General features: G+C 26.9%; 15 protein-coding genes. 6 read left to right on the top strand and 9 right to left on the bottom strand.

Annotated elements, in window-relative coordinates:
• Positions 1-45: 45 nt before the first annotated feature.
• From amrA to BUA62_RS04855, 9 genes are read right to left on the bottom strand one after another with little or no spacing between them, the layout of a single operon-like run.
• Entirely contained in the window at positions 46-567 is a 522-nt protein-coding gene (amrA, locus tag BUA62_RS04895; protein ID WP_072864046.1) for an AmmeMemoRadiSam system protein A, read from the bottom strand.
• Positions 568-577: 10 nt separating this feature from the next.
• Complete coding sequence (truB, locus tag BUA62_RS04890; protein ID WP_072864043.1) at positions 578-1,492, bottom strand: tRNA pseudouridine(55) synthase TruB; 915 nt, start codon at positions 1,490-1,492, stop codon at positions 578-580.
• Positions 1,485-1,856 (bottom strand): 30S ribosome-binding factor RbfA, encoded by a 372-nt coding sequence (rbfA, locus tag BUA62_RS04885; protein ID WP_072864041.1) that lies wholly within the window; start codon positions 1,854-1,856, stop codon positions 1,485-1,487. Before rbfA ends, truB begins: the two co-directional genes overlap by 8 nt.
• Positions 1,849-2,745 (bottom strand): HDOD domain-containing protein, encoded by an 897-nt coding sequence (locus BUA62_RS04880; protein WP_072864038.1) that lies wholly within the window; start codon positions 2,743-2,745, stop codon positions 1,849-1,851. Before BUA62_RS04880 ends, rbfA begins: the two co-directional genes overlap by 8 nt.
• Positions 2,746-2,750: 5 nt before the next feature.
• The gene (locus tag BUA62_RS04875; RefSeq protein WP_072864036.1) at positions 2,751-4,217 is read right to left on the bottom strand and encodes a sensor histidine kinase; all 1,467 of its coding nucleotides are present in this window, start codon (positions 4,215-4,217) and stop codon (positions 2,751-2,753) included.
• A gap of 3 nt (positions 4,218-4,220) precedes the next feature.
• Positions 4,221-4,604 (bottom strand): DUF1667 domain-containing protein, encoded by a 384-nt coding sequence (locus tag BUA62_RS04870; RefSeq protein ID WP_143148330.1) that lies wholly within the window; start codon positions 4,602-4,604, stop codon positions 4,221-4,223.
• Positions 4,579-5,799, bottom strand: coding sequence for an NAD(P)/FAD-dependent oxidoreductase (locus tag BUA62_RS04865; protein WP_072864033.1), 1,221 nt, complete (start codon positions 5,797-5,799; stop codon positions 4,579-4,581). Before BUA62_RS04865 ends, BUA62_RS04870 begins: the two co-directional genes overlap by 26 nt.
• Positions 5,796-7,229, bottom strand: a complete 1,434-nt coding sequence (locus tag BUA62_RS04860) for an NAD(P)/FAD-dependent oxidoreductase (protein ID WP_234970287.1) — start codon at positions 7,227-7,229, stop codon at positions 5,796-5,798. Before BUA62_RS04860 ends, BUA62_RS04865 begins: the two co-directional genes overlap by 4 nt.
• A 24-nt stretch (positions 7,230-7,253) precedes the next feature.
• The gene (locus tag BUA62_RS04855) at positions 7,254-8,597 is read right to left on the bottom strand and encodes a hypothetical protein (RefSeq protein WP_072864028.1); all 1,344 of its coding nucleotides are present in this window, start codon (positions 8,595-8,597) and stop codon (positions 7,254-7,256) included.
• Positions 8,598-8,709: 112 nt separating this feature from the next.
• Here BUA62_RS04855 and ruvC point away from each other — a divergent pair, with 112 nt between their 5' ends.
• The 6 genes from ruvC (at position 8,710) to BUA62_RS04825 (ending at position 14,279) form a co-directional block, all read left to right on the top strand.
• Positions 8,710-9,186 carry a crossover junction endodeoxyribonuclease RuvC gene (gene ruvC / locus BUA62_RS04850; protein ID WP_072864026.1) on the top strand — a complete coding sequence of 159 codons (477 nt, stop codon included), beginning with the start codon at positions 8,710-8,712 and terminating at the stop codon, positions 9,184-9,186.
• Positions 9,187-9,259: 73 nt separating this feature from the next.
• Entirely contained in the window at positions 9,260-10,270 is a 1,011-nt protein-coding gene (mreB, locus tag BUA62_RS04845; RefSeq protein ID WP_072864023.1) for a rod shape-determining protein, read from the top strand.
• A gap of 1 nt (position 10,271) precedes the next feature.
• The gene (locus tag BUA62_RS04840; RefSeq protein ID WP_072864021.1) at positions 10,272-10,952 is read left to right on the top strand and encodes a hypothetical protein; all 681 of its coding nucleotides are present in this window, start codon (positions 10,272-10,274) and stop codon (positions 10,950-10,952) included.
• Positions 10,952-11,362, top strand: coding sequence for a hypothetical protein (locus BUA62_RS04835; protein ID WP_072864020.1), 411 nt, complete (start codon positions 10,952-10,954; stop codon positions 11,360-11,362). The genes BUA62_RS04840 and BUA62_RS04835 overlap by 1 nt, the downstream gene beginning before the upstream one ends.
• Positions 11,343-13,052: a penicillin-binding transpeptidase domain-containing protein gene (locus BUA62_RS04830; protein WP_072864018.1), complete on the top strand. Its 1,710-nt coding sequence runs from the start codon at positions 11,343-11,345 to the stop codon at positions 13,050-13,052. Before BUA62_RS04835 ends, BUA62_RS04830 begins: the two co-directional genes overlap by 20 nt.
• A 15-nt stretch (positions 13,053-13,067) precedes the next feature.
• On the top strand, positions 13,068-14,279 hold the full coding sequence (locus tag BUA62_RS04825) for a hypothetical protein (protein WP_072864016.1): 1,212 nt from the start codon (positions 13,068-13,070) through the stop codon (positions 14,277-14,279).
• The last annotated feature ends 1 nt before the right edge of the window (position 14,280 follow it).

The raw sequence follows: 14,280 nt of genomic DNA, 5'->3' as shown, positions 1-14,280 counted from the left end.
CGCCCCATAATTTCCACTCCTATGAATTTTATAAAATTTTACTTTTTAAAAATATCTTTCTACAGTAAAACGATAAATTTCATATGGTTCTGAAGAATAAATTCCCGCTTTTAATTTTGCTATTCTCAGTTGTTCTTCTACTGTATCAACACCGTCCAAAGCAGGTAAAAGTACTCCCTTTTTCCAACCACTAATAACAATTACACCATAAATATTCGGATCTAAATCGTCTGTAGATTCTACATATTCCGGTTCACTTAGAACATCAACGCTAACCTGTATATTATCTAATTCATCGACACTTACAGGTGAAAATCTATAATCTCGTGTCGCTGCAGCTATTCCATTTTCTCTTATTTCTACTGCTAAATTTTCATACACTGGCTCTATTGTCCCAATACATCCTCTTAATTCACCATCTAATGTATGTAACGAGACAAAACAAGCTGACCTTCTTGTAAGTAATTCTTCTGGTAAATTCTCTCTAATTTCTATTTTTCTACCATGTTTTATATAATTTTCAATACAATCTATAGCCCATTTAATATATGGATGATTTCCTTCCATACTTTCACCTTCATTTAAAAACTTTTTTTATTTTAAAAATTCTTTCATTTCTTTCATGTTCTTCTAATGTTTTTAAAAATTTCGAGTTTCTTTCTGCTATCGCTATTGCTATCAAATTTTTTTCTTTATCAATTAAAGATACTTTATCACCTTTCTTGAACGTATCATATTGTTCAATGTGCTCTAAGAATATATGATTGCCGTTTAACGCTCGTTGCTTTCCTTTTTCATTTAAATAAGCTGCCGGAAAGGATAACATTTCAAACATTGGTATAATATCTTTTTCTGACATTTTTTCTAATGTGACAGCGTCATCTACCTTAATACTTCCTATTTTTAATCTTCTTAATTCTGTAGTTACCGCACCTGTATTTAATTTATATCCAATATCCATTATCAATGATCTTATATATGTTCCAGAGGATACTTCACATTCAAATTCAAATACACCATTTTCAAATATTTTTATGTTTTCAATACTATATATTTCAACCTCTTTGGGTGGCATTTTTATTATTTTTCCTTGTCTTGCCAATTCAAACAATCTTTTTCCGTTATATTTCCTTGCTGAATACATTGGCGGTACCTGTAAATACTTACCTTTAAATGATAAAATTACTTCTTCTAATTTATTAATATGTTCCTTTTGTACTTGATTTTTTTCTTTTATTTCTCCTGTAATATCATATGTATCTGTTATTATTCCCAATTCTGCTTTTACATAATATTTTTTGCTTTGATGTTGGAGATATTCAAGAAGTCTTGTTCCTTTATTAATTCCAAGAATTAATAAACCTGTTGCAAACGGATCTAATGTCCCAGAATGCCCTACTTTTTTTGTTGAAAATTTTTTTCTTATTATGTCAACTGCATCATGAGAGGTAATTCCAGAGGGTTTGTCTATTAAAATAAAACCATTATTCATCAGTTTCACCTATATCTTTTTTGTCTTTAGATATTTCATTTAATAGTCTATGAATTTTTATACTTTCTTCTATTCCTATATCTTTATGAAATCTAATTTCTGGTATTTTATACATTCTTATGTTTCTGGATATTATATTTTTGAAAAAACCCTTTGCTTTTGATAATACTTCTATTATTTCATCAATATCACCATTTAAAACGGAGATATAAATATCCGCAAATGATTTGTCTCTAGATAATTCAACCCTTGTTGCGGATATTATTTTATTTTGTACTTTTGGATCTCTTAAATTATTTATATTCATATTTATTAATTTCAATATTTCTGATTCTATCATTTCTCTTCTAAATTCTTTAGCCATCGTTTTCTCCCTCCTCTTCAGAATCACCTATAAATGTATCTAAATTCATGAAATCATTTGATTCTCCTAATTTTTGCTCTAAGTTGTTCAAAAAGTTTAAGTATTTTTTTGAATTCATATCAAATTTATTCCACACTACATCTGACGGAACTGGAATATCAAAACATCCGGAATATCCATAATATATTGAATTTACAGAGATATTTGCCAAATGAACAATATATACATTCATGGAGAGTGCATCTATTTTAAGCTTTTCTGGATCATCATGAAATGCTGCTGTATATATAACATTTTCTGGTAAATTCCAGTTTTCAAATAGATGTTTTCCAAGTGTTTGATGAGTCATAACATTTAACATGTTTTCTGCTTTTGAAAATGAAACCTTTTTATATTCTGCAACATTTAATATCATTTCTACTGTTTCTGGCGTAATTATTCCCATTATCATTTTACCTAAATCATGTAACATACCGCTTAAAAATATCTCTTCTTTATCTGGATAATTGACAACTTGAGATAATTGTTCAGCCGCTATTGCAACAGCAATACTATGTTGCCAGAATTTTTTTGAATCTAAAAATTCAAATTCTCTTCTGAAAAAAGAATCCGCAACAAATATTCCTAATGCTAAATTTCTAACTGTTTTGAACCCTAAAATATTTATTGCCTGAGAAACTTTTGTTATTTTTCTTGGTAAAGCATAATATGCCGAATTACTTAATTTTAATATTTTAGCTACAAGAGGTGGTGATTGCAAAACTGCAGCTTCGAGTTCTTTGGTATTTGAAGATGGATTAGATGCTATATCCATTATTCGTTTTAATATAAAATCAGGAGTTGGTAATTCAGATATTTTTTTTATAACTTCATTTATCGTAGGTGCCATTAATATCACTTTCCTTTTTTGAATTCTATATAAAATCTTGTCCCTTTTCCTTCAACACTTTTTAGCCAGATTTTCCCACCTTGAATTTCTACCAATTCCTTTACAACAGATAACCCTATTCCTGTTCCAGATATTTCATAAGTTAATGAAGAATCCACTCTGTAAAATTTTTCAAATATCTTTTCGTGATGTTCTTTTGAAATCCCAATTCCATTATCTTCTACTAATATTAAAACCTTATCATCTTCACTTTTTAATGTAATTTTTACAAATTTCATATCTTTTCTTTTATCGGAATATTTAATTGCATTATCAATTAAATTAGACAGAATTTGTTTTACTCTTGTTCTATCTAAATTAACAATTATATTTTCTTTAGGTAAAACCTTATATATTTTAATACCATTTGCTTCCGCTTTGTTCTTATTTGATATATAAATTTCTTCTATTAATTCATTCAAAGAAAAGTTTTCTTTTTTGATATTTAAGGTTTTCATTTCCAATCTCGAGAAATCTAATATTTCGTCTAATAGATTTTGAAGATGATCTGCTTCATTTAATATTGTTAGCATAAAATCTTTTAATGTTTCCTCATCAAGAATTTCTAAACTGTCAACAATAGATTCTGAATATGCTTTTATAGCTGCTAAAGGTGTTCGTAATTCATGTGATACTGTTGATAAAAATTCTGTTTTCATTTGATCTAATTTTCTTAATCTTTCTAATTCTTTTGTACCTGTAATATCTGAAATTATAACCAAATAATTTTCATCATTTGTTTTTAAAAAATCAATTGATAAAAAATGATTCTTATATTCATATTCTTTTGTTAATTTCTCTCCAGAAATTTCCAAGTTTATCAATTCATTTTTTATAAACTTTAACATTTCATCGCCAAATGCTTTTTCAAATTTTTCAAAGTTTGAATTAAAAAATATCTTTTTATAACTTTTATCAAAAACTGCCAAACCGCTTATCATAGAGTTTAATATTTGATTTAAAAAATCTCTGTTTTTTTCTACTATTTTGTTTGTTTTTAATATTTCTGAATATAATTGTAAATTTTCTATAATTGTTGCCGTTAAGAAACTTAAAATATTAAGAAATAGCATTGTTTCATTAGAAATTTCTTCTACTGTTGTTTTACAAATATATATTAATAATAATCTTTGCGACTTTGAAAAAGGTAATATCAATGCACTTTTACCGCTATCTAAAGGAAACATAGAAATTTTTAAAGATTTAGCTGCCCAGGCAGCTAAATCTTTAATTTCTTCTGATATTTCATTTTTACTATTTATATTTCCCTTTTCATCTGTAGTAAAAAAATATTCTTCTTCTATTATTATTAATCTGGATATCATTGTATGTATAAATTTTTCGATTTGATCAAGATTATTTAAAGAACTGAGCTCCATTACAAGGTCAGATATTTTTGCATATGTCTCTATAACTAAATTTTTCGATTCCATAATTCACAACCTTTCAACACTTCTTGTAACCACTAAATCAGCTCCTGTTCCAAGAAAATTCTTTATTACTATATCGCCTCTTTTTACTGGTGCTTCAACTTCCAATTTTTCTATTATATCCATAGCTTCATCAAATAATCTTAAAGGAATAGCATCCGATGTTTTTACAGAAGCTAAAAGGTATTTTCCATTTTTAACTTTTACACTTGTTACTAAAATCCTATGTGGATCGCTTATCTCTTGTATAGCATATTCTCTTCCACGAGGACATTTATTACCTGAAATTTCTAATACTTCCAATTCTTTTGTATATTCAATTTTTACTTTACAACCTAAAGGACATCTTACACAGGTTAATTCTTTAACCAAGTTTTGAGATGAGTTCATCTGCTATCACCTCTATTTCATTTATATTTTCATCAAATGGTTTTAATTTTACTACAACCATTTCAGGAGGTCTTGCATCATTTTCAATTATTTCAATCCCTAATGGCTCTACCTTTATACTTGCTCTATCAAAAACCTTTGACACTCTTATATATAATGTGGATTCTTGTGTAGGATCTATGTATACAGGATGTATTATACCTATATTTTCGCCTTTTCTTACCTTTACTTTTTTCCCTTTTTTGTATTCACCTTTCGCATATAATGCTGCATATTTTCCTGCTTTTTCGCCCTCTTTAGCAACATAATCAACTAAATCAAAGATTACTGTACAATTTCCTGCTGCAAATATCCAATCTTCACTTGTTTGATTGGTATTTGATACTAAAAATCCAGGATCCGCTTCAACAAAATTTACAGGCTTTGTTTGAGGAATTAATCCTACAGATGTAATTAATGTATCAACTTCAAATTCCTTTTCTGTACCTGGCATTGGATCCCATTTATAATCAACTTGAGCAGCTATTACTTTTTCTAATCTTCTATCTCCTTCTATTGCAGTTACTGTATGAGATAAATAAAGAGGGATACCGAAATCTTTTAAACATTGTTGAATATTTCTTTCTAATCCTCCAGGATATGGCATAATTTCTAAAACAGCTTCTACTTTTATACCTTCTAACGTTAATCTTCTGGCCATTATAAGTCCTATATCTCCAGAACCAAGAATTACTGCTTTGCTGCCTGGTTTTAAATTTTCAAGGTTTATAAATCTTTGCGCTAAACCCGCTGTAAATACCCCTGTTATTCTTTTGCCAGGAACAGGTAATGAATTGAAATGTCTTTCTCTAGCTCCAGATGCCATAACTAACGCTTTAGTTTCTATCTCATGAATACCTCTTCTATCAACAAAGGTTATTGTTTTATCTTTTCTTACTTCAAGAACATATGTTCCAAATAATATTTCTATATTATTTAATCTCTCTTTTGCTAATTCTTTAAATTCTGGACCTGTTAAATCTTTTCTGAAATATTGTAATCCAAATCCATTATGAATACATTGATTTAAAACACCACCTGTATCTTCATCTCTTTCTAATAATATAACTTTTACCCCTTCTTCTTTTGCTCTATATGCTGCTGCTATACCTGCAGCTCCTCCACCTATTACAACAACATCTGTTTTATATTTCATATTCTCACCTTCGCATTCACAATCCAGGTTCCATCTTCATTTTGATTTATTTCTCTTGGATCTCTATTTGTATATTCTGCTAATATTTTTAATATTTTTGCTGTACAAAAACCTCCCTGGCATTCACCAAATGAAGCTCTTGTCATAAATTTTATATCGTCTAATGTTCTTGCGCCATTATTAATAGAATCTATTATTTCTTTTTTAGTAACCTTATTACAGTGACATATCATTTCGCCAGCATTGGGATCTTCTTGAATTATTTTATTCCATTTATCTCTATCGATATGAACTAAATGTGGTGTTTTTTCCATTTCAGCTATATAATTTTCACGTTGATATATTTTTAATCCTATTTTTTCTTGAATTAAATATTCAACTACATATTTTGCAATTGCCGGTGCAGCAGTTAACCCTGGTGATCTAATTCCAGATACATGAATTGCTCCACTTTTACCAACGTCTATATAAAAATCTTTTTTCTCTGTTTCTGGTCTTAATCCAGCAAATGTTTTCACAAGATGTCTTCTGAAATTAAGGTTGGGGACTAATCTCATTCCTTTTTCTCTAATTTCATTTAACCCTTCACGCGTTGTTGCTGTATCATTTTTAGACATTACTCTATTTGCATTTGGTCCAACTAAATATCCACCATCTACTGTAGGCAATACTAAACAACCTTTGGAAATTCCAGTTGGAACAGGGAAAATCGTTGAATTGACATATTGATAATCTTTTGATAAAAGAAAATATTCTCCTTTTACTGGAAAAATTTCAGGAACTTCATCACCAAATAATTTGGCTACATCATCTGCATATAATCCTGCAGCATTTATTACTAGATCAGCAAAATATTCGGATTTATCTTGAAATTTTAATAAAAATTTCCCATTTTTCTTTTCAACTTCTACTAATCTTTTTTTTGTTAATGTTCTTCCTCCATTTATCCTAACAGACTTCGCAGCTTGTATCGCTACTATCCATGGATCAAATATACCCGCTATTTCGCAAAACAAAGATCTCTTTGCTTTAGGGTTAATATTTTTTTCCATTTCAAGTAATTCTAATTTTTCAACAATTCTAACTTCTTTTACCCCATTTTTTTCTGCTTTTTTTAACAGATCATATATATAGTTCGTTTCTTCATCTTCTATAGCAACAACGTGTGAACCTACTCTTTTCAGATCGAAATTTAATTCTTTTTGCAATTGTGTATAGAGTTGATTCCCTTTATAACATAATTGCGCTCTTAAACTACCTGGTGGATCATCATATCCTCCATGTAAAATAGCAGAATTAGATTTTGTTACTGCCATTCCAAAATTTGTTTTAGCCTCAAAAAGCCAAACATCTTCTACATATTTATTCAATTCCCGTGCAATTAATGTGCCTACTATTCCCCCACCTATAATAGCAATCAAAAAAATCACTTCCTTCCTTGTCTTTTCACATTATTACTCGATAAATCTAATTATATTATCATAATAATAATATACTAAATTTTTATATAATTTTATTTTTTCAATTCTACTTTTTATATATCTATATTTAGTCAATTCTAAGTTTATATTATATACATATATTTCATCATTTATGGTTAAAAAAGCTATTTTATCTTTATAAATATCCCAATCTATAATCTTTGATAGAGTTAATTCCTTTTCATAATTTACTATTCCATTTTTATAATTGTATTTTATTAATTTATCCGATAAAGTTATAATTAAAGTATTATCATCATTATATATTATTTTTTTTGGTTTTTCTATATTTTTTTGATAATATATTTTAAGCTCTTTATCCATTAATACTAATTTATTTTTTGTTAAGAGTATTATTATATTATTATTTACTGAAACTGAAACAAATTCACCTAAAATCTCTTTTTTTAGAAATGGGTAATATGGATTGGTTATATCAAAAACATAAAGCGCCTTTCCATCTGTTATATATAATAATAGTTCTGTATCTTTTTTTTCTATGGAAAAATCTAATATATTTTTAATGGATATTTCTGATGTAAGTTTTCCTGTTTTATGTATAATATCTATACCTTTTTTTGTTTTTAAGATAATAAAATTTTCATGTTTTTGAATTTTTTCAATTTTATATTCTGAAATGTATAAAGATTCTTTTTCTATATATTCTCCATATGTTTTTATTTTATAAATTTCGTTGTTTATATTCATAATAAATTCATACGCTTTTGTTGAAAATATATATGGCCCAAATATATATTTGTTATTAAATTTATCTTTTAACTTCAAATACCATTTATAATTTATACCTGGTGATAACTCTATAATATATGTATTTGTACCTATTCTTTTATCTATTATTTTTGTATTATTTTTATACAAAATAAATTCTGTGTTATAATCTATGGAATATTCAATTTCCCAACTGAAATTCACCTTTTCGGAATCTATATTATATTGAAAATTCGGATATACATTTTTTATTTCTGGTTTTTTTAATCGTAAATAAAATCTATAAACCTGCGAGGTGTATATTTCATTTTTTGTATATACCTTTATTTTCCAATAATAATTTTTATTTGGAATCAAATCCTTTACATCAAAAAAATTATTGTCTCCCTTATATATAAGCTTTAATTTATTTTCCTTTTCTCCAAAATATAATTCTGAAAAAATTATTTTTTTATTTACATCCCATTTTAACGTTATTTTTGTGGAATATTCAATAACTTCAAAATTGGATGGAGTTATTTCCCAAATTATATTTGAATATGCATATGTCATTATAATCAAAAATATTAATATTAATATTTTTTTCATATTTACCTCCATTTGTTTCATTTTCAATTTAATTATAACACAAAAGTTGCTTTGTAATAGACAAAAATGATATAATTTTATAAAAACTACTTTTGTAGGTTAGAGGTGAAAAATGAGAATTTTAGGAATAGATCCAGGATACGGGAGAATTGGTTTTGGTATCATTGACAAAGTTGGTAATAATTTTAAATTAATTGATTTTGGCGTTATTGAAACAGATAAAAATGCTGATCTTAATGTTAGACTGTTAGAAATTTTCGATAAATTGAACAATTTAATCATAGAATATAATCCTGATGAATCTGCAGTGGAGAGTTTATTTTTCTTTAAAAATGTTAAAACAGCTATTCAGGTTGGAGAAGCGCGAGGTGTAATATTACTTGCATTACAAAAAGCTGATATACCAATTTTTGAATATACACCATATCAAGTAAAACAGGCTATTACTGGTTATGGAAGAGCTGAAAAAGGACAAATTCAAAGAATGTTAAAGGTTGTTTTTAATTTAAAGAAAAATCCAACTCCAGATGATGCTGCTGATGCTTTAGCTATTGCTTTTTGTCATGGGAATTATAGAATCATAAAATAATACTTTATATTCTTTGTTTATTAACTATTATGTGATATAATTTTTAAAACAAAATTTTTCAGGAGGATTAAAGATGAGATCAAATATAGGAATAGATTTAGGAACTGCTAATACTTTGGTTTATGTTAAAGGGAAAGGTATTGTAGTGAATGAACCATCTGTTATTGCTATAGAAAAGGATACAAAGGAAATTTTAACTGTTGGAAAAGATGCAAAAAAGATGATAGGAAAAACACCTGCAAATATCATCGCTGTCAGACCTTTAAAAGATGGTGTTATAGCTGATTATAATACTGCATTGGCTATGTTAAAATATTTCATCGGTGCTTCTGTTGGTTCTTTTACTTTTTTCAAACCTACAGTTATTGTGGGAGTACCTACTGATGCAACTGAAGTGGAAAGAAATGCACTATACAAAGCAACTTTGGATGCTGGTGCTGGAAAGGCTTTTTTAATTGAAGAGTCTATGGCTACTGCTATTGGTGTTGGCTTAAATGTAGAAGAAGCTTCTGGAAATATGGTTGTTGATATAGGTGGAGGAACAACGGAAATCTCTGTTATTTCACTCGGGAGCATTGTACTTTCAAAATCTGTTAGAATAGCTGGAGATGAACTTGATGAAGCCATTATTAATTATGTTAAAGATAAAACAGGATTATTAATTGGAGAAAGAACTGCAGAAAAAATAAAGAAAAGAATTGGTAATACATGGCCAAATGAAGAATATGATAATGAAGAAGTGGAAATTATTGGAAGAGATATATTATCTGGACTTCCTAAAACTATTGTATTAAAGGGTTATGAGATAAGAGAAGCTATAAATAATCCCGTTTCAAAGATTGTTGAGCAAATAAAATTAACTGTAGAAGAAACACCTCCAGAATTATTAACTGATATTGTTATGAAAGGAATTTATTTATCTGGTGGTGGCGCTTTATTAAAAGGTTTAAAGGATTTAATCGAACATGAGACAAAAATTAAAGTTATAGTTGCTGAAGATCCTCTCACTGCTGTTGCAAGAGGTGCTGGTATGGTTTTAGATAAGGTTAAAATTCTTGAAAATCTAGCAAAGTTACAGAGGTAATATGTTTAGAAAATTTATTTTTTATACGATAATTCTCTTATTTATATCAATAATTTCAACGTTATTTCCTTATATCAATTCAATTATATCCAGAGTAAATTATCCTCTGGATATTGTTTTTTTTGAAATAAGAAATAATTATCTATTATTAACAAAAAACGCATCTTATTTAGAAAGATTAGAATATATTATTTCTGATTATACTAAAAGTATAAATATTAAAAATGAAAATATTGATTTAAAATTATCTTTAATTCCTGGGATTTTTATCAACGAAGATTCTAAGTATTATTATATAAAAACAAGCAAAGATGTAAAAAATGGAGAAATTGCTTTTACAAAAGATGGAATAATACTTGGATTTGTTGTTGACTCTTTAAATGAAAATAAAGTTATACGTAAATTAGGTTGGGGAAATACAGAAATTTTTGGAAACTATAAAAATATTGATTTATTAATAAAAGAAAGCAGAAACGGAAATATTATTATAAACATCCCTGAAGGTTTTAATATTTTTACAAATGGAGAAGAGATTACTCTTTTGATATCCAATTCTAATTGGATTAATAAAACCCTATTTATAAAAGGAACTGTATATAAAAAATCTCGTACAATATATTACTTAAACCCAACTAAATTGCAAAGTAATATTATCTTTTTTAGTGAATTTGGGGTGAAATAATGACTTATATTTATATCACTATTATGACATTAATATCATCTTCATGGGATAGATGGATGGGGGATATTTTATTCTTTTCTTTCCCTATCGCATTTTTAATAGTTCAATATCTCTTTAAAGATAAAATGTATTTTTTCTCATTATTATATTCTATTATATATTTTGCATCTAAATATGATATTGGATTAATGACAATAATATTTTTTATTATAAATGTAATTTCATTTCATTTATTTGAATTTTTAGAAAAAAGCTATTTGAGAAGTCTTTTCAGTGCTTCAATACCTTTAATTTTTTTAGCTTTTATAAATAAAAATTTCTATGTATTAGTAATTTCATACATTTTGCTTTCTATTACCCATTTTATTATTGTCGGAAGGATAGATAAAAATGAAAGAATCACGATTTGAAACTTTGGTTGTTCTATTTCTTTTTTCCTTTTTTATTCTTGGTGCAAGAGCTGCTTACATACAACTTATCAATCATGCAAAATATGAAAAAGAAGTTGAGGAATTAAGTACAAGAATTATTACCTTAAATCCTATACGTGGAAATATATATGATAAAAACGGGGTTTTATTAGCCTGGAATGAAAAAGTATATGTTATTGAAAATTTTAATGAATCTTTTTCCGAAGAAGACATTAAACTATTAAAAAATATTTTTTCTTCTATTACTGATTCACCAGAAACATTAATCGATAAACTTATATTTCAAAAGAATCTTACTGTAAATCTTACTCCTGCTAATATTAAACAAATTTTAAATATTAAAGGTATAAGAATTTCTGAAAAATATATACGAAAATATAGAGATAAGTCTTTATATCCTATTATCGGTTATGTCAATTCTGAAGGGAAACCCTTATATGGTGTTGAAAAAGTATATAATAATGTTTTAGAAGGGAAACCTGGTTATCAAATTGTAAAAATTACTCCAGGAGGACGTATAGATAAAGTTTTAGAAACTGTTGAACCTATTAAAGGGATGGATTTATATCTCACAATTGATTATTATTTACAAAAATATATATATGATGAAATAGAAAAATATAAAAAACCTGGTGCTGTCATAATGTCTAATCCTAATAATGGTGATATTTTAGCTCTTGTTAGTTATCCAGCTGTTGAACCAAATTTATTTTCTTCTGGACTATCTATACAGGAATGGAAAAAAATAATTTACGATACAAAGCAACCTTTAATTAATAGAGCTATTTCTTCAGTCTATCCTCCAGGTTCTGTTATAAAACCATTTTTTGCATTAGTAGGTCTGGAAGAAGGAATTTCTCCAGAAGCAACTATCTTTTGTGATGGAAAATTCGAGTTAAAAAATTCAAAAGATAAGGTTATTGCAGAATATTATGATTGGAATATCTTTGGTCATGGCGTTACTGATCTTGTAAAATCTTTAAGAGTTTCCTGCAATCTATATTATTACAATCTGGGTTTAAATCTTGGTATTGATACTATGAGTTCATATGCAAAAATGTTTGAAATAAATAGAAAAACTGATATAGATTTAACAGGTGAAGTTAAATCTGTATTTCCAAGCAGAGAATGGAAAAAAGAAAAATTTGGAAAAGATTGGTTTATTGGAGAAACGGTTCTAACCTCTATTGGTCAAGGTTATATGCAATTCACACCTATTAGTATATTAAGATTATATAATATACTTTCAACAAAAGGTAAATATTATCAATTTCATGTTTTGAAAAGATACGTAAAAAATATGTCTGAAGATGTTGTAAATTATGAAAAAAAATTGACCTTTGTTCATAATATTAATCCTTTAGATTATTTCAATATTTTAAAGGGATTAATAGAAGTTACAACATATCCTGGAAATAGTTCTGATGGTGGAACTGCCTATCATGTTTTTAAAGATTTCAAGGGATTAGTTGCTGGAAAAACCGGAACAGCTGAAGTTACAGGCGGAAAATCAGCTCATTCATGGTTTGCGGGATTTATGCCTGCTAACAATCCTGAAGTTTCAATAGTTTCTTTTGTGGAAAATGGTGGATATGGTTCTGAAGTTGCTGCACCAATTGCAAAAAAAGCTTTAGAAAAATATTTGGAATTAAAAAATACAAATAAATAGGCGGGGGTGTTTTTTATGAAAAAAATTTTTATTTTTCTTATTGTTATTTTTTCACTAACTATTTTTTCCAATAACCTATTTATATTTAAAAATATTGGAATAATCAGCCAAGAATATCCATGGACTGATGAACTAAATATTTCTTTAGATCCAGAAGAAAATTTAGTATTTATAGAAAACGCTGAATATTATAAAGTACAAATAGCAAATTTGGAAAATATAACCTTTAAAATTATAGGAACAATTGATGATTTGAAAAATACTTTAAGTAGTCGAGTTAATATAATAAATACAAATCCTATAATCTTAAAAGATTTTTTTAATCCAAACTATATTTATTTTTACAACAATTCATTAAAATCATGGTGTAAAACAGATTCAGAAAAGTTAAGTATATTATTAAATAACAAGGTATTATATGCAAAAAATATTAAAGGACTTGTTCTTACTTCCAAACCTTTAAAATGGGATTTATTCTACAATTTAAAAACTAATGGTGATTTGTTTGTTACCTATAAAATATACGGCAAAATAAAAGATTCATATAATACTTTTTTAATTAATGAAAATTTTGATTTAAATCAACCTTTAAAAGATAATAGATTATATACCAGTAAATCTTTTGCTTTAGAAACATCTCCATCTATTCCACAAATAGTCAATGAAAGCGCTATTATCGATATGGGAGAAATTAAAACTTTTGATGGTGAATTTTCAAAGGTTATAAAATTAGGAAGTATAAAAAAATATGAAGATATAAATTATTTAGAAATTAATTTTTATTCCAGATCCTTTAATAATAAATATCTATCTATTATAAGGGAATTTGAAAACACTAAAGAAAACGGTTTGGGTATTCCACTTATCCCTGGAAAAATATATTTGTTTTCTAAAAAAGATAATATTGAATATTTAAACAAAGTATCCAACATATCAAAAACCGCTGTAAATTCTAAAGGTGAATTTTATATAGGGGAATCTTGGAATTCTTTTTCGAATTTAGAAATTCTAAACGAAATAAAAACAAAAAATTATGTTGAAAAAACATTTAAATTCAATGTTACTTCACCAGGAAAAACAAGAATAACTATTACAGGTCAAGCTATGAAATTATTAAATATTAAAGGAAATTACATAAATAAATTTGAAAACTCTGACAAAATCTCTGTTTATATTAACGGAAATCAAGAAATTGTATTAACCATCAGAAGTTATATCAATTATTAAA

Source organism: Marinitoga hydrogenitolerans DSM 16785, from assembly GCF_900129175.1.
Classification (GTDB): domain Bacteria; phylum Thermotogota; class Thermotogae; order Petrotogales; family Petrotogaceae; genus Marinitoga; species Marinitoga hydrogenitolerans.
Note: the sequence above shows the minus strand (reverse complement) of the source record. Positions and strands in the feature narration are given on the sequence as shown.